The sequence below is a fragment of the Nonomuraea sp. JJY05 genome (assembly GCF_043496855.1).
Classification (GTDB): domain Bacteria; phylum Actinomycetota; class Actinomycetes; order Streptosporangiales; family Streptosporangiaceae; genus Nonomuraea.
This window is the reverse complement of sequence record NZ_JBIEIS010000003.1, coordinates 384,796-401,254: the sequence shown is the minus strand read 5'-3', so window position 1 is coordinate 401,254 and position 16,459 is coordinate 384,796. Positions and strand designations below refer to the sequence as shown.

General features: G+C 73.2%; 13 protein-coding genes. 5 read left to right on the top strand and 8 right to left on the bottom strand.

What is annotated here, in order from left to right; translation table 11 throughout:
* Window positions 1–8 precede the first annotated feature (8 nt).
* Complete coding sequence (locus ACFKCF_RS06015; RefSeq protein ID WP_394491433.1) at window positions 9–569, top strand: TetR/AcrR family transcriptional regulator; 561 nt, start codon at window positions 9–11, stop codon at window positions 567–569.
* A gap of 36 nt (window positions 570–605) precedes the next feature.
* On the opposite strand, the gene ACFKCF_RS06010 is transcribed toward ACFKCF_RS06015, so the two are convergent.
* Window positions 606–1,658: a TerC/Alx family metal homeostasis membrane protein gene (locus ACFKCF_RS06010; RefSeq protein WP_394491431.1), complete on the bottom strand. Its 1,053-nt coding sequence runs from the start codon at window positions 1,656–1,658 to the stop codon at window positions 606–608.
* Window positions 1,659–1,831: 173 nt separating this feature from the next.
* The gene (locus ACFKCF_RS06005) at window positions 1,832–3,265 is read right to left on the bottom strand and encodes a serine/threonine-protein kinase (protein WP_394491429.1); all 1,434 of its coding nucleotides are present in this window, start codon (window positions 3,263–3,265) and stop codon (window positions 1,832–1,834) included.
* 245 nt (window positions 3,266–3,510) lie between these two features.
* Here ACFKCF_RS06005 and ACFKCF_RS06000 point away from each other — a divergent pair, with 245 nt between their 5' ends.
* Window positions 3,511–4,875 (top strand): cytochrome P450, encoded by a 1,365-nt coding sequence (locus tag ACFKCF_RS06000; RefSeq protein WP_394491427.1) that lies wholly within the window; start codon window positions 3,511–3,513, stop codon window positions 4,873–4,875.
* 105 nt (window positions 4,876–4,980) lie between these two features.
* On the opposite strand, the gene ACFKCF_RS05995 is transcribed toward ACFKCF_RS06000, so the two are convergent.
* From ACFKCF_RS05995 to ACFKCF_RS05985, 3 genes are read right to left on the bottom strand one after another with little or no spacing between them, the layout of a single operon-like run.
* The gene (locus tag ACFKCF_RS05995) at window positions 4,981–6,726 is read right to left on the bottom strand and encodes an acetyl/propionyl/methylcrotonyl-CoA carboxylase subunit alpha (RefSeq protein ID WP_394491482.1); all 1,746 of its coding nucleotides are present in this window, start codon (window positions 6,724–6,726) and stop codon (window positions 4,981–4,983) included.
* An 8-nt stretch (window positions 6,727–6,734) separates the two neighbouring features.
* A complete protein-coding gene (locus ACFKCF_RS05990; protein WP_394491425.1) occupies window positions 6,735–6,932 on the bottom strand; it encodes an acyl-CoA carboxylase subunit epsilon in 198 nt (65 codons plus the stop codon).
* Window positions 6,929–8,467, bottom strand: coding sequence for an acyl-CoA carboxylase subunit beta (locus ACFKCF_RS05985; protein ID WP_394491423.1), 1,539 nt, complete (start codon window positions 8,465–8,467; stop codon window positions 6,929–6,931). The genes ACFKCF_RS05990 and ACFKCF_RS05985 overlap by 4 nt, the downstream gene beginning before the upstream one ends.
* A gap of 99 nt (window positions 8,468–8,566) precedes the next feature.
* Here ACFKCF_RS05985 and ACFKCF_RS05980 point away from each other — a divergent pair, with 99 nt between their 5' ends.
* Entirely contained in the window at window positions 8,567–9,244 is a 678-nt protein-coding gene (locus ACFKCF_RS05980) for a TetR family transcriptional regulator (RefSeq protein WP_394491421.1), read from the top strand.
* A 41-nt stretch (window positions 9,245–9,285) separates the two neighbouring features.
* Here ACFKCF_RS05980 and ACFKCF_RS05975 read toward each other — a convergent pair whose 3' ends face one another.
* Both ACFKCF_RS05975 and ACFKCF_RS05970 read right to left on the bottom strand, forming a co-directional pair.
* Window positions 9,286–9,933 carry a response regulator gene (locus tag ACFKCF_RS05975; RefSeq protein ID WP_394491419.1) on the bottom strand — a complete coding sequence of 216 codons (648 nt, stop codon included), beginning with the start codon at window positions 9,931–9,933 and terminating at the stop codon, window positions 9,286–9,288.
* The gene (locus ACFKCF_RS05970) at window positions 9,923–11,962 is read right to left on the bottom strand and encodes a sensor histidine kinase (RefSeq protein ID WP_394491417.1); all 2,040 of its coding nucleotides are present in this window, start codon (window positions 11,960–11,962) and stop codon (window positions 9,923–9,925) included. Before ACFKCF_RS05970 ends, ACFKCF_RS05975 begins: the two co-directional genes overlap by 11 nt.
* A gap of 159 nt (window positions 11,963–12,121) precedes the next feature.
* Here ACFKCF_RS05970 and ACFKCF_RS05965 point away from each other — a divergent pair, with 159 nt between their 5' ends.
* Entirely contained in the window at window positions 12,122–12,790 is a 669-nt protein-coding gene (locus ACFKCF_RS05965; protein ID WP_394491415.1) for a hypothetical protein, read from the top strand.
* 17 nt (window positions 12,791–12,807) lie between these two features.
* Entirely contained in the window at window positions 12,808–15,975 is a 3,168-nt protein-coding gene (locus ACFKCF_RS05960) for a BTAD domain-containing putative transcriptional regulator (protein WP_394491413.1), read from the top strand.
* Between the two features lie 11 nt (window positions 15,976–15,986).
* Here the strand turns inward: ACFKCF_RS05960 and ACFKCF_RS05955 are convergent, their stop codons facing one another.
* Window positions 15,987–16,439: a GNAT family N-acetyltransferase gene (locus tag ACFKCF_RS05955; RefSeq protein ID WP_394491411.1), complete on the bottom strand. Its 453-nt coding sequence runs from the start codon at window positions 16,437–16,439 to the stop codon at window positions 15,987–15,989.
* Window positions 16,440–16,459: the final 20 nt, after the last annotated feature.

The window sequence follows — 16,459 nt, the reverse complement described above, 5'->3', positions numbered from 1 at the left end:
AGCCCCGCATGACCACCACCCGACGGCCCCGCGCCGACGCCCGCCGCAACTACGAGCGCCTGCTCACCGAGGCCGACGCCGCCTTCAGGGAGCAGGGCGTGGAGTCCAGCCTGGAGGGCATCGCCCGGCGCGCCGGGGTGGCCATCGGAACGCTCTACGGCCACTTCCCCAGCCGCCGCGCCCTGATCGGCGCGCTGCTCAGGGACCGCAACGCGGCCCTGTTCGAGCTCGGCGACCGGCTCCTGACCGGCCCGGCGCCGGACGCGCTCGCCACCTGGGTCCGCGCGGCCACGGCGCACGCCGCGACCTATCGCGGCCTGGCCGCGTTGATCGCCGGCGGCCTGGACGACGAGGCGTCGGAGCTGCACGCCTCATGCGTGCGCATGGCCGGGATCGGCGAGCGGCTCGTCGCGCGGGGACGCGAATCGGGCGCCCTGCGCGCCGACGCGACCGGCGCGGACGTGACCGCGCTCACGTCCGCCGCCGCGTGGCTTCACGAGCAGGTGTCCCCCGCCGCCGCCGACCGCCACATCACCGTCACCCTGGACGGCCTCGCCGCCTCCTCCTGACGACCGGGTCCGCGCGGTTCTGCCCGGTCGCCGGTCTCACGGGTCGACCGGGTCGTGCTGCAGCACCTTGGGACGCTCGGTGTCGTCGCCGGGCTCGGGCGCCGAGTCGGCGCGCCGGCCGGCGTGCAGGCTGGTGAGCGTGACGGTGATCAGGACCCCGACGATGACGCCGAGCGAGGCGAGGGTGGGGATCTCGGGCACCCACGCCCAGATGCCGTGCGCCCAGTGCAGGACCAGCTTGACGCCGATGAAGGCCAGGATGACGGCCAGGCCGTGGTTGAGGTGCCGCAGCTTGGCCAGCGCGTCCCGCAGCACGAAGTACAGCGCCCGCAGGCCCAGCAGCGCGAAGGCGTTGGTGGCGAAGACGAGGAAGGGGTCATCGGTCACCCCGTAGACGGCGGGCACCGAGTCGACGGCGAAGACGATGTCGGTGGCGAACACCGCCACTGTGGCCAGGGCCAGCGGGGTGATCGCCAGGCGTCCGTGCTCGCGCACCATCAGCCGGAAGCCGCGGTAGTCGGCGGTGACCGGGACGAACCGGCGCAGCAGGCGGACGCTGCGCATGGAGGAGACGTCGACGTGCTGGTCCTCCCCCTTCAGCGCCTCCCTGAGCACCTTGCCCGCGGTGACGATCAGGACCGCCCCGAACAGCAGGAACGCCCACGTGCCGCTCTGCAGCGCCGCCGCACCCAGCGCGATGAAGATCACGCGCAGGACGAGCGCCCCGACGATGCCGTACAGCAGCACCCGCTGGGTCAGCTCGTTCGGCACGGCGAAGGCCGTCAGCAGCAGCATGAAGACGAACAGGTTGTCCACCGACAGCGACTTCTCCACCACGTATCCGGTGAAGAACTCCACCGCCACGCCGGTGCCGAAGGCGCCCCACAGGTACGCGCCGAAGCCCAGCGGGAGCACCAGGTAGAACGCGGACCAAGCCAGGGCCTCGCGCATGTGGACCTCGTGCGGGCGCCGGGTCAGCAGGATGTCGATCACCAGCAGCAGGACCAGGGCGGCCACAGTGACCGCCCACAGGGTGACGGACGCGATGCTGCCCTGATCGGGCGCAGCCAGAAATGTCCCCGCGGACATGAAACCTCCTCGAACGTGCTCAGCCGTTCGAGGTCTCCTTCACCCGGGGGTAGCGGGCGGCCGTCCGGGGACGCATGGTACGTCCGTACTGACCGGATCGGCACTTGGGAAGTACTCCCCTCGCAGCCCCAGAGTAGGACATATCCCGCCAACGCTCCACTATGGTGCCCGGATCAGGTGATGGGGACGTCCTTGAACTTCCCGAGCCCCAGCAGATCGAGGTCCGCCCTCTTCGCCGTCCACGGCACGTTGTCGAACTCCGCGACGAGGAATTGGGACTTGGCCGGGGCGATGTTGTTGACCGAGGTCCAGCTGGAGCAGACGCAGAAGCCGTCCTTCTCGATGTAGGGGCGCAGCGTCTTCGGCGCGCCTTTGTAGGTCAGGCCGATGCTCGAAAGATCCTCCGAGTCCCGGCCCAGAATCGTGTACAGGTCCGCGTACTCGCCGTCCTTGGCGTCGTTCCGCACGGTCAGCTCCAGCCGGAGGGCTCCGTCCACGCGGTACAGGTTGTCGATGGTGAGGTGGACGGGCACCCGCATGCCGTCCAGGTTCCGCACGGACGTGTCCAGCTGCGCGAGCGGGGGGACGGCGCCGTCGTACGCCGCCGGGGAGGTCGCGGTGACCGGGGAGGCTCCCCCGCCGTGGGCGGCCGTCTCCCAGGGACGCCAGGCCGCGGCGACCGTGGCCCCGGTCACCAGGAGCGCGGCCGCGATCGCCACCGGCGCCTTCCAGCGGCCCGCGGCCGGCGCGTCCCGGCGGCGGGCATGCGAGGCAGCCCAGGAGCTGCTCACCGTCCGGACCCCGGTGTCCACCGACACCGACTCCCGGCCGAGCAGGCGGTCGAGGAGCTGCTGCGCCGTGGGCCGCCGCGCCGGGTCCTTGTCGAGCGCCTGCGCCACCAGGGGCCTGAGCCGCTCGTCCAGGCCGCCCAGGTCCGGCGCGCGGTGAGCCACCCTGAACAGCACCTCGGGCGCGCCGCCCGTCCCGAACGGCGGCCGCCCGGTCGCCGCGTACGCCACCACGCCGCCCCACGCGAACACGTCGCTCGCGGTCGTGATCGTGCCCTCGGTGGCCTGCTCCGGCGACATGTACGCGGGCGTCCCCACGATCCCGGTGGACCGGCTCGCGTCCGGCTCCACGAGCTGCGCGATGCCGAAGTCGATCACCCGCGGGCCGACGTGGCTGAGCAGGATGTTCTGCGGCTTCAGGTCACGGTGCACGACCCCGGCCTGGTGGATGGCGGTGAGCGCGGTCGCCACGCCGACGGCCAGGGCCTCCAGGTCGGCCCCGGCCATCGGACCGCCCTTCCTGATGGCGCCGGCCAGGTCGGGGCCGTCCACGTACTCGGTGACGATGTACGCGGTCTCGCCGTCGATGCCCGCGTCCAGCACCGGCGCCGTGCAGAAGCGCGCCACGCTGCGCGCCGCCTCGACCTCCCTCGTGAACCGGCGGCGGAAGCCCGCGTCACCGGCCGGTCCGTCGCGCAACGTCTTGAGCGCGACGAGCCGGGATCCTGGGTCCCGGGCCAGGAAGACGACCCCCATGCCGCCCTGTCCTAAGAGCCGGATGATGGTGTATGGGCCTATTTGATGGGGTTCAGGGCTCACGGGATGATTGTGACCGTCGATGCATGACGTTTGATAGCAGATCACTTGAAAGGGCCACCGAGACCACGCAGCGTCCATGATTCAGGACAGGCCGTACACTTTCCTCTTGCCATGACTGCCGCTTTACGTGATGCTTTCAGATCTCTTGAGCGAACCGGCCAAAATCTCCCAGAGTGCGGCGGCAACCAGAGAGGTAGTTCATCCCCGTGACCCACCCGTGGCCCCAGCAGCCCGCAGAAGCACTGATGTCGATGTCCGTAGAACCGCTGCTGACCAGGGACTACGACGCGGACCCCGCCTTCGTCCACGAACGCCTGCGCAAGAGGTACGGCCCGGTCGCCCCGGTCGACGTCCTCGGCGTGCCGGTCTGGTTCGTCCTCGGCTACGAGGAGGTGCTCCGCGTCCTGCAGAACTCGGGCGGCATCTGGACCAAGAACGTGGACAGGTGGCGGATGAACGTCGAGGGCCGGATCCCCGCGGACTGGCCGCTGCTGCCGGTCTTCCAGATCAACAACTCCGCCTTCTCGGAGGGCGCCGCGCAGCGCCGGTTGCGCAACGCGTGGACGCAGGCGCTGGCGCCGTTCCAGGACCACTCCCAATCGCAGGCCCAGCTGCTCGAACAGGCCGTCGTGCAGTACGCCGACGACCTCATCGCCGTGCTGGCGGAGGGCGGCTCCACGGGTTGGGCCGACCTGGCCGCCCAGTACGCGCGGCCGCTCCCGCTGATGGTGGCCAACCGCATGCTGGGGTTCACCGCGGCGCGCGGCGAAGAGGTCGTCATGGACATCTGGCGGATGGTGGACGCCGGGCCCGACGCGGGCGCGGCGTTCGAACGGCTGTACGCGGCCATGACGGAGCTCGCCGCCACCGCTCGGGAACGGCCCGGCGAGGACCTGCCCTCCTACATGATCGCGGCCTGTCCCGACCTCACGCTGGACGAGCTGGCCCGCGAGCTGCTCATGCTGCCCGGCCTGCTCGACTTCACCGCCAGCCTCGTCTGCAACGTCGTCGTCGAGGTCGTCTCCAACCCGGACGTGCGGGCGAGCCTGTCGGTGGGCGCGATCGACGAGACGGTCAACCGGGTCGCGCTGCTCAACCCGCCGATGGCCAACCTGACCTTCCGCTTCCCCAAGACCGACGTGAAGATGGGGAACTACACGATCGCCACCGGCGATCCGGTGATGCTCTCCGTCGCGGGCGCCCACGCCGACCCGCGCTTCGCCGGGGCGCTCGACCACGAGGCCATCCGCAGCACCCGCGCGCACCTGGCGTGGGGCGCGGGGCCGCACAGCTGCCTGGGGCACCGGCTGGCGACCCAGATGACGACGATCGCCGTACGACGGCTGTTCAGCCGGCTCACCAAGATCAAGCTTGCGCTCCCGGCCGACCAGCTGCCCTGGCGTCCCTCCCCCTTCATGCGCGCCCTGCGGTCCCTGCCGGTCCAGTTCGAGCTCGCCGACGGCTACGTACCGGCGGGCGAGCGCGTCTCCGGCGGCACCGACGCGCCCGCGGCGCAGCCGTCCGCGGCGGGCGAGGCCCAGGCCGGCCCGGTGGCGTCCCGGACCGGCGGGCTGTGGGGCTTCCTGCGCGGCCTGCGCCTCAAGCGCTGACCGGTGGGGCCTGCGCCTCAAGCGCTGACCGGTGGGGCCTGCGCCTCAAGCGCTGACCGGTGGGGCCTGCGCCTCAAGCGCTGACCGGTGGGGTCCGGCCCGGCGTCAGGCCGGATCCTTGATCTCGCAGATCACGGTGCCGGCCGCCACCGTGGCACCGACCTGGGCGGACATCCCGACGATGGTCCCGGCCTTGTGGGCGGTGAGCGGCTGCTCCATCTTCATGGCCTCCAGCACCACGATGGTGGCGCCAGCGGTCACGTCGTCGCCGTCGGCGGCCATCACCTTGACGATGGTGCCCTGCATCGGGCTGACCAGGGCGTTCCCGCCCGCGGCGGCCTTGGCCGCGCCCCTCTTCTCGCGCCGGGGGGCGGCGGTCCTGGCGGCACGCGGCTTCGCGGTGCCGGCGGGCAGGACGACCTCCAGGCGCCTGCCCGCCACCTCGACGGTGATCCGCTCGCGCTCGCCCTGCTCCGGGGCCTCGGCGGGCACCCCGTCGTAGGGGGCGATGCGGTTGTCGAACTCGGTCTCGATCCACCGCGTGTGCACGGTGAACGGGTCTGCGGTGAACGCCTCCTCCGCCACGACGGCCCGGTGGAACGGCAGCACGGTCGGCATGCCGTCGATCCCGAACTCCGCCAGCGCCCGGCCGGCCCGCTGGAGGGCCTGCTCGCGGGTGGCGCCGGTGACGACCAGCTTGGCGATCAGCGAGTCGAAGGCGCCGGGCACGGTCTCGCCCTGCTCGTACCCGGCGTCGAGGCGGACGCCGGGGCCGGAGGGGGCGCGCCAGCCGGTGATGGTGCCGGGGGCGGGCAGGAAGTTGCGCCCGGCGTCCTCGGCGTTGATCCGGAACTCGATCGAGTGGCCGCGCGGCTCGGGATCGTCGTAGCCGAGCGCCTCCCCCGCCGCGATGCGGAACATCTCGCGGACGAGGTCGACGCCGGTGACCTCCTCGGTGACCGGGTGCTCCACCTGCAGGCGGGTGTTGACCTCCAGGAAGGAGATCGTGCCGTCCTGGCCGACGAGGAACTCGCAGGTCCCGGCCCCGACGTAGCCCGCCTCACGCAGGATCGCCTTGGAGCTCTCGCGCAGCAGGGTCTCCTGCTCGCCGGTGAGGAACGGGGCGGGCGCCTCCTCGACGAGCTTCTGGTGGCGGCGCTGCAGCGAGCAGTCGCGGGTGGAGACGACGACCACGTTGCCGTGCGCGTCGGCCAGGCACTGGGTCTCCACGTGGCGGGGCCGGTCCAGGTAGCGCTCCACGAAGCACTCGCCCCGCCCGAACGCGGTCACGGCCTCGCGCACGGCGCTGTCGTACAGGTCGGGGATCTCCTCGGCGGTGCGCGCCACCTTCAGCCCTCGACCGCCGCCGCCGAACGCGGCCTTGATCGCGATGGGCAGGCCGTGCTCCTCAGCGAACGCCAGCACCTCGTCCACCCCGGCGACCGGGTCCGCCGTCCCCGCCACCAGGGGCGCGCCGACCTTCTGGGCGATGTGCCGGGCCTGCACCTTGTCGCCGAGCGCGGTGATCGCCGCGGGCGGCGGCCCGATCCACACCAGCCCGGCGTCGATGACCGCCTCGGCGAAGCCGGCGTTCTCGGCCAGGAAGCCGTAGCCGGGGTGCACCGAGTCGGCGCCCGACCGCCGGGCCACCTCGATGATCTTCTCGATCGACAGGTACGTCTCCCCCGGCGTGGCGCCGCCCAGCGCGTACGCCTCGTCGGCCATCCGGACGAAGAGCGCGTCGCGGTCCTGGTCGGCGTAGACCGCCACGCAGGCGATGCCGGCGTCGCGACAGGCCCGGACGATCCGGACGGCGATCTCGCCGCGGTTGGCGACGAGCACCTTGCGCAAGGTCGTGCTCACAGGGATCCTCCAAGACTCCAGCTCGACTCCCGCCATCCGCGGGGGCCGGTCACCAACGGGCGGCGCAGCACGCGGCGGCGCGCGGGCGAGCTGCTGACGGGCGGCTCGGGAACGTCGTCGTGGGCGAGGGCGCGCAGCGCCACGACGAGCGCTGCCAGCTCTTCCGGCGAGGGATCACCCTTGATCACGTTCATAGCGGGATGTTCCCGTGCTTCTTGGGCGGCAGGGCGTCACGCTTGCCGCGCAGCAGCCGCAGCGCGCGGGTGACCTCGCGCCGGGTCTCGCTCGGCGCGATCACCGCGTCCACGTAGCCGCGCTCGGCCGCCAGGTAAGGGGTGGCGAGGGTGTCCTCGTACTCGCGCACCAGCTCGGCCCGGAGCGCGTCGGGGTCGTCGGCGGCGGCCAGCCGCTTGCGGTGCAGGATGTTGACCGCGCCCTGGGCGCCCATCACCGCGATCTGCGCGGTGGACCAGGCCAGGTTCACGTCCGCGCCGAGGTGCTTGGAGCCCATCACGTCGTACGCCCCGCCGTACGCCTTGCGGGTGATCACCGTGACCAGCGGGACCGTGGCCTCGCCGTAGGCGTACAGGAGCTTGGCGCCGCGGCGGATGATGCCGTTCCACTCCTGCTCGGTGCCGGGCAGGAAGCCGGGCACGTCCACGAGCGTGAGCACCGGGATGCTGAACGCGTCGCAGGTGCGGACGAACCGGGCGGCCTTCTCGGAGGCGTCGATGTCGAGCGTGCCGGCCAGGCGTATCGGCTGGTTGGCCACCACGCCCACCGACCGGCCCTCGACGCGCCCGAAGCCGACCACGATGTTGGGCGCGAACAGCGGCTGCACCTCCAGGAACTCGCCGTCGTCCAGCAGGGCCGCGATGACCTCGTGCATGTCGTACGGCTGGTTCGGCGAGTCCGGCACCAGCGCGTCCAGCGCCAGGTCGTCGGCGCCGAGCTCCAGGTCGGCCTCGAATTCGGGATGCGGCGCTTCGTCCAGGTTGTTCTGCGGCAGGTACGACAGCAGCGCCCGCGCGTAGTCGAGCGCGTCGTCCTCGTCATGGGCCAGGTAGTGGGCGATGCCGCTGCGGCTGTTGTGCACCCGCCCGCCGCCCAGCTCCTCGAAGGTGACGTCCTCGCCGGTGACGGTCTTGATGACGTCCGGGCCAGTCACGAACATGTGCGACGACTCGTCCACCATGATCGTGAAGTCGGTGAGGGCCGGCGAGTAGACGTGGCCGCCCGCGCACGCGCCCATGATCAGGGAGATCTGCGGGATCACGCCGGAGGCCCGGATGTTGCGGCGGAAGATCTCGCCGTAGAGGCCGAGCGAGACCACGCCCTCCTGGATGCGCGCCCCGGCGCCCTCGTTGATGCCGATGATCGGCACGCCGTTCTTCATGGCCAGGTCCATGACCTTGCAGATCTTCTGCCCGTACACCTCACCCAGGCTGCCGCCGGACACCGTGAAGTCCTGCGAGAAGACGCACACCTGGCGGCCGTCGACGGTCCCGTAGCCGGTCACCACGCCGTCGCCGTACACGAGTCCGCCGCGGGCCAGCGCGTCCAGCTCGACGAAAGAGCCCGCGTCCAGCAGCCGCTCGATCCGCTCCCTGGCGGTCAGCCTGCCCTTCGCGTGCTGCTTGGCCGCCGCCCGGGCCTCGCCCACGTGAACTGCCTCGTCCAACCGCTCCTTGAGGCGGGCCAGGCTGCCCGCTGTGCCCTGCGCTGACATTCACACCGCCGATAGGACTCACCGATAAGACTCAGTTTCATATTGACGATACTCAGTTTCGCTCGCTTGGATACCCCTAACTTTCGAGACAATGACCACGTGCCGAAACCGCCCATCAGCCAGCGCCTCGCCGAAGCCGCCGTGGCGCTGTTCGACGAGCACGGCTACGACGAGACCACCGTCGACGACATCGCCGCACGAGCAGGCGTGAGCCGCAGCACGTTCTTCCGCTACTACCGCTCCAAGGAAGACGCGATCTTCCCTGATCACGACACCCTGCTGGAGAGGATCGCCGCCCGGCTGCGGGCCTCGACCGCGGACACCGCGATCGTCGCCATCACCGACGCGGTGCGCATCGTGCTCGCCCGCTACGTCGACGACGCCGAGGTGTCGCTGCGCCGCTATCGCCTGGTCCGCCGGGTGCCGGCGCTACGCGACAGGGAGATCGCCAGCGTGGCCCGCTACCAGCGGCTGTTCCGCGAGTTCGTCGGCGAATGGCTGGGTGACTCCCCCGACGCCGGCCTGCGCGCCGAGCTCATGGCCGCCTCCGTCGTGGCCGCGCACAACCAGGTGCTGCGGGGATGGCTGCGCGCGGGCGGCACGTACGATCCCTCCGGCCCCCTCGACCACGCGCTGCGGTACGTGATCGCCACCTTCCGCCACCTGGAGCAGCCCCAGGACAGGGGCGACCAGATCGTCGTCGCCACCTTCAGCCGCGCGGCCTCGCCCCAGGACGTCATGGCCGCCATCCAGCGGCACCTGGAGCCGCCCTCTTAGGAGAACGCAACCCCTGCCGCCCCCCTCTTTTCCGAGCGGGCTCAGCGGGCGAGGCCCGCGTCGCGGGCGCGGATGATGGCCTCGGTGCGGTCGGCCACGTGCAGCTTGGCGAAGATGTTGGACACGTTGTTGCGCACGGTCTTGGGCGACAGGAACAGCTCAGAGGCGATCTGCGGATTCGACCGGCCGGCCGCGATCAGCGTGAGGATCTCCCGCTCGCGCGGCGTGAGCTGCGGGAACGCCGTGTCCTCGGTGGGCGGCGCGGTGAAGAACTCGGTCACCCGCCGGGCGATCGACGGCCCGAAGATGGCCTCGCCGTGGGCGACGGCCTGGATGGCGCGGACGATCTCGCCCTGGTTCGCGCCCTTGAGCAGGTAGCCGCGTGCCCCGGCGCGCATCGCCGCGAACAGGGTGGCGTCCTGCTCCGACATGGTCAGCATGACCACCCCGATGTGCGGGCTGTCGGCGACGACCCGGCGGGTGGCCTCGATGCCGTCCAGCTCCGGCATGCTGACGTCCATGACCACGATGTCCGGCTGCAGGTCGGCGGCCAGGGCGACGGCCTCCCGGCCGTCCGCGGCGGTGCCCACGACGTCGATGCCGGGCAGGGAGGCCAGCAGCGCCGCCAGCCCGTCGCGGTAGACCGGATGGTCGTCGGCGAGCAGCACTCGGATCGTCTCATCGGACACCGGCCACCTCCGTGGTCTGTTCGAGGGGAAGTCGCGCGCTCACGAGCGTCCCGCCGCCGGGCGGGCAGGTGACCTGGCAGTCCCCGCCGAGCTCGGCCGCCCGCTCGCGCAGGGACAACATACCGACCCCGGCCTCGACGTCGTGACCGATGCCCCGGCCGTCGTCGCGTACCGTGATCTCCAGAGTCCGCCCGCGCACGCCGAGCATGATCTCGCAGTGCGTCGCCGCGGCGTGCCGCACCACGTTGGCCAGCGCCTCCGACACGATGCGGTACGCGGCCACCTCCACCGCGGCGGGCAGCGAGCCGAGCGCGTCGTCGCCGGTCACGACGATCTGCAGGCCGCCGGCGCGGACCCGGTCGGCCTGCTGCTCCACGGCGCGCAGCACGCCGAGTTCGTCGAGGGCCGGCGGGCGCAGGTCGTGCACCAGGCGGCGGACGTCGGCCAGCACGACGGAGACCTCGGCCGCGGTCTGCTCCAGGATGCGGTCGGACTCGGCGGGCGCGGTGGCGGCCAGGTTGCGGGCGGTCTCGATGCGCAGCGCGACGGCGCCCAGGCTGGGGCCGAGACCGTCGTGCAGGTCGCGGCGGATCCGGCGGCGCTCCTCCTCGCGCGCGGTGACGAGCCTGGCGCGGATGCGCTGCAGGTCGGCGCTGAGCTCGCTGGCCCGCGCCGCCTGGGCGGCCTGGCGGACGAGGTCGCCGAGCAGCCGCTGGTCGCGCTCGGTCAGGTCGGCCCGGCACAGGACGAGCCGGCCCACGGCCTCGTCGCGGTAGGCGACCGGCAACGACAGTTGCGGCCCGTGCGGGGCGCCGTGCTCGACCACGGTGCGCACGCCGCCCGGCCGCTCGATCTCCACCCGTACGTACGGCAGCCGGAACGCCTCCGACACGGTGTGGGCCAGCGCGGCGAGCTGCGCGTCGGGCTCGGTGGTGACCTCCAGCCGTTCGGCGAGCGTCGAGACCATCGCGTACGGGTCGTCGCGCGCCCCGCGCACCAGCCGCCGCGCCGCCCGCCACAGCCACGTCCGCAGCGGCGCGTAGGCCACCGAGACGATCGCGATCGCGGCCAGCGCGGAGTCGCGCTCGCCCAGCACGCTGCCCGCGACGGTGAACACGGCCACGTCGATCGCGACCACCAGGACCGCGAGCATCCCGTACAGGAAGGTCGCCGGCAGCAGCCGGTCGATGTCGTACAGGCGGTATTCGGTCACCGCGATCAGCACCGCGGCGGAGGTGAGCGCGATGCCGACGCACATGAGCACCGACGACAGCTGCTCCAGGGGCACCAGGAGCACGAACATGTCGGCCAGCGCGGCCCAGGTCAGCCAGCGGATCTGGGCGCGCCGCTCCGCGTCCGCCCGCCGGTAGCGGTGCACCGTGACCGCGAAGGGGATGATGAGGCTCACCGCGGCCCCCGCCCGGGCGAGGGTGAGCAGGGCCGCCCACACCTCGTAGGGCAGCTCCAGGCTGACGGCGTCGAGGCCGAGCCGCAGGATCTCCGGGGGCAGCGGGGCGTTCTCGAACCGCGCCGTCGCGGACGCCGGCACGAATATCCACACCAGCGGCAGGTAGCAGGCCAGCCCCAGGCCGGCGATCGACAGCCGCCGCCAGCCCCTGGCGGCGGGCAGCCGCCCGTCGGGGAAGAGCAGGATCAGCAGCGGCAGCCCGACCAGCAGCGCCGCGCCGAACCGGGCGTAGAACCAGTAGGCCGGCGCGGCCCCGAAGGCCCCGGGCGAGGTGTAGATCGCGTACACCGACCAGGCGCCGGAGAAGCCGTTCAGCGCCCAGTGCACGCCCGACAGGGTCAGCACCCAGGCGACGGGATGCCGGGGCAGCCGCCGCAGCAGCAGCGCGCCGGGCACCGCCTGGGCCAGGCCCGACACCGCGGCCGGCCAGCTCACGGCTTCGAGCCCCGCGTTCGGCGGCAGCGGGGTCCCGGAATTGCGGACGTCCAGCAGCACCGTGCCGACCGTGAGCACGACCGCGAGCGCCGCCGGGACCGCGGACAGGCGGCTGGCTTTTGTCACCTGAGCATTGTCGCCGGATCTGTGTCCCGTTGTCCCGGGACAGCCTGTCCCGGGACACGGCAGGGCGCCTCGGGACCGGATCAGGGACCGGCGGCTCTGCCGGCCCGGGACAGCGGCCCGACATCGTTGGGGGCATCGCAACAAACCGGAAGGAACCCCATGGACGCCCACATCACCAACGAGCCGGCACGGGCCCGCACGGACACCCAAGTGCTCAACTCCTCCCACTACACCGGCGCCGCACCGGCGGTGAGCGAGAGCGCGATCCGCCGCGCCGGGATCGGGCTGATGGTCGGCTCGCTGACCTGGGCGACGGCCATCTTCATCCACGGCACGCAAGGCGTCGGCGTGGGCGAGCGGATCATCGACCTGACCGGGCTGGCGTTCCAGCTCGGCATCTTCTGCCTGCTCTGGGTGCAGATGAAGACGCGGGCGATCGGCACCTCGCGGGCCGCCGCGGTGGCGCTCAAGATCGAGGCCACGGTGCTCGGCCTCGCCAGCGTCTGGTCGCTGCTGCACGGCGTCCTGCCGGACGGCGTCAAGGACGCGACCTGGCTGGCCTTCCTCGACATCTGCTGGCCGCTGTCGATGCTGGGCATGGCCGCGATCAGCGTCAAGCTCGCCACCACCGGGCGCTGGCGCGGGGTGCTGCGCTGGTGGCCGCTCATCGCGGAGAGCTGGGCGGTCGTGACCGTCCCCTGCTACGTGCTGGTCGGCGAGCAGCTGGCCCGCTGGGTCGGCGGCACCCACCTGGTCATCGGGTACGCCACGCTCGGCCTGCTGATGGCCCTGCGGCCCGCGGCCACGCTCTTCTCCCGATCCGCCTGAATCGAACCGGACGTGCTGTGGAATTTCGAGTTCTGGGACCTGTCGAGGTCCGTGCCGACGGCGGGGAGCCCGTCGGCCTGGGCGGGGCGCGCCCGCGCGCGGTGCTGGCCCGGCTCCTCATCGCGCGGGGGGCCGTGGTCTCCACCGACACCCTGATCCATGACCTGTACGGGGACAGGCCGCCGCCCAGCGCGCTGTCGTCGCTGCACTCGTACGTGTCGAACCTGCGCCGGGCGATCGAGCCGGACCGCGGCCCGTGGGCCAAGCCCAAGGTGCTGATCGGCCGGCCGCCCGGTTACCTGCTGGCCGCCGACGACGTGGACGCGTCGCGGTTCGAGGAGCTGGTGGGCCGGTCGGAGTTCCAGTCGCCGGGGGAGGCGCTGGCCTGCCTGGACGCCGCGTTCGGGCTGTGGCGGGGCACGCCGTACGGGGAGTTCGGGGACGAGTCCTGGGCCCTCACCGAGGTGGGCCGGCTGCGCGAGCTGCGGCTGGTCGCGCTCGAGCGGCGCGCCCGGGCGCTGCTCGACCTGGGCCGCCCGCAGGCCGTGATCACGGACCTGGAGGGGGAGACGGCCGAGAACCCGCTGCGCGAGCGGCTGTGGTGCCTGCTCGCCCTGTCCCTCTACCGCACCGGGCGGCAGGCGGAGGCGCTGGCCGTGCTGCGCCGCGCGGCCCGGCTGCTGGCCGACCAGCTCGGCCTCGACCCCGGCCCCGAGCTGCGCTCGCTGGAACAGGACATCCTCCGCCAGGCCGACTCCCTGGCGCCGGCCACCGGCCCGGCCACCCTGATCGCGCCGGCCCAGCCCGGACCGGCGGGACTGGAACCGCCCGGGATGGGACCGGCGGGCCTGGGACCGGCGGGGCTCGGACGATCGGCTCGCCGGGACGACCGGCTCGCCGAGCTGATGGCGCTGCCCGAGCGGGCCGCCGCCACCGGCCTGCGGCTGGCGGCGGTGAGCGGCGAGGCGGGGATCGGCAAGACGTTCCTGCTGGAGGAGTTCGCCGAGCACTGCTCGGCCCGGCTCGGGCAGCTCGTGCTCTGGGGGCGCTGCCACGACGCCGAAGGGCTGCCGCCGCTGTGGCCGTGGGTCCAGGTGCTGCGGACGCTCGAACAGCACTGCCCGCCCGGCGACCCGCAGACCCTGGCCGGCCTGCTCGACGCCGACCGCCCGGCCGACGCGCACGCCGTCGCGCGGTGGCTGACCGCCGCCTCGCGCGTCCGGCCGCTGGTGATCGTCCTGGACGACCTGCAGCGGGCCGACTCCGCGTCGCTGGACCTGCTCAGGGATCTCGTCATGCGGCTGGGCGGCGCGGCTGTCACGCTGGTCGCCGCCTTCCGCCCGGGTTTCGACGACCCGCTGAGCCGGCTGGCCCGCTACGACCTGGTGCGCCTGCGCGTCCGCGGCCTGGCGCCGGAGGCCGTGCGGTCCATGGCGGCCGGCATGGGGGTGGCGCTCGACGCCGAGGCCGCGGCACGGCTGGCCGACCGCACCGGCGGCAACCCCTTCTTCGTACGGGAATGCCTCCGGCTGCGGGCCGGCGGGCACGCCGCGGACGCCGTCCCGGAGGCGGTCGCCGCGCTGGTGCGCTCGCAGCTCGAGGCCCAGGTCGCCGACGTGCTGGCGGTCGCGGCGGTGCTCGGCAGGGAGTTCGACCCGGCGATCGTGGCGCAGGTCGCGGGCGTCGAGGCGGACGACCTGCTCGACCGCGCGACCCGCGCGGGCCTGCTCGTCGTGGGCGGGAGTGGGCGGCTGGTGTTCGTGCACGACCTGGTGCGGGAGGCGCTGGCCGGGGACCTGCCGCCCCGGCGGAAGGCCGCGATCCACCGCGACCTGGCCGCCGCGCTGGCCGCCCGACCGTCCGCCGACGTGGCCGCCATCGCCTGCCATGCCGTCCAGGCGGGCTCGCACGCCGAGGCCGTGCGCTGGGCCGTGGCCGCCGCCGAGCAGGCCGGCCTGCGCCTGGCGTACGCGGAGGCGGCCAGGTGGTGGGGCCACGCGGTGGCCGCCCACGACGCCTCGGGCGGCGACCCCGCCCAGCACGTGGAGCTGCTGCTCCACCAGGTCCAGGCCCTGGAGGCGGCCGGCGACCGGGAGGCCGCCCGCCGCGCCGCAGCCGCCGCCCTGCGCGCCGCCGACCGCGCCGACGCGGGCGCCGGGCTGGTGGTACGCGCCCTCACGGCGCTCGGCACGCCGTCCCTGTCGCTGCTGCGCGACCCGTACCAGGCGGACCGGCACCAGACAGGCCGGCACCAGACGGCCCAGCGCCCGGCAGACCGGCGCCCGGCGGACGACCCCCGTCCGCTCACCCGTACCCGCACCCGTGACGACCGCCGTCTCAGCGTGCACCGGCCCCGGGCCGTCGCGGGGTTGACGGACCTCACCGGCGAGTTACGCGACCTGGCGGAACACTCCGGCAACCCGCAGGTCGAGCTGCTCGCCGGCATGGTGGAGGCCTGCGGCCGCCTGGAGGCGTTCGACGTGGCCGCCGCCGACCAGGCCGCCGCCCGCTGCGACGCCCTCCTGGAACGCCACCCGCTGCCCTGGCCCCGCTTCCAGCACACCCTCTGGCAGGCCAACCGGCTCGCCCTCGACGGCCGCTTCGACGAGGCCGACCAGGTCTACGACGACGCCGACGTCCAGGCCCGCCACCTCGACCTCCGGCACGCCCGCCAGACCGTCGCCGCCGGCCGCATCGCCCTGTCCTACCACCGCGGCGCCATCGCCGACGCCGCGCCCCTCATCGCCGCCATCCGCGGCGTGCATCCCACCCTCCACCACGACGCCACCACCCTGCACCTGTGCGCCGAAGGCCACCTCGACCACGCCCGGCGCCTCAACGGCGGTCCCCGGCCCGCCCCGCCCCGGGACTGGTCCTGGCTGTCGGCCACCTGCCTGCGCGCCGCCGCCGTCGCCGCGCTCGGCCGCACCCACGAATGCCGCACCGCCTACACCGCCCTGCTCCCCTACAGCGGCCGCGTCTCCGCCCTGTCAGCCGTGCTCTGCATGGGCCCGGTCGACTGGTACCTCGCCCTGCTCGCCGCCGCCACCGGCCACCACGAGGCCGCCACCAGCCACCTCACCGCCCTCGAACAGCAGGCCGACGCCGCCGGCCTGCACTGGTGGCGCGACCGCGCCGCCGTCACCGGTGTCCGCAAGCCCCTCCAGGTCGCCACCAGGGCGTGAGCCCGGCCGTCTCACGTCCTGGACAGCGGCTGGCTGAGCAGGCGGCGCCCCTCGTCCTGGAATCCGCGCTTGCCGTAGAAGTCGAAGAGATGGCTCACGTCGTTGCCGTTGGGGGCGATCACGATCTCCAGGAGGGAACATCCCAGCTCCGCGGCCCAGCTCCGGCTGTCCTCGATCAGCCGGTCGGCCTGGCCGCGCCTGCGCGCCTCCGGGACGACGTAGAGGTCTTCGAGCTCGGCGATCAGCCCGGACTCGAGCCCGAACGAGGTCGTGGTGATCGCGAACGCGACGATCCGGCCGCCCTCCTCGCTCACCGCGACCCGGGCCGCGGACGAGGTGATCAAGGTGGTGAGGTTGGCGCTGAGGTCGCCTTCCGGCGTGGTGAAGCCGTCCTCCTCGTAGAAGGCGACGGCGAGGGCGAGCAGGGCGGGCAGATCGGCTTCGCGGGCCGTACGGATCGACATGAGGGCCATGATCCCGGCCG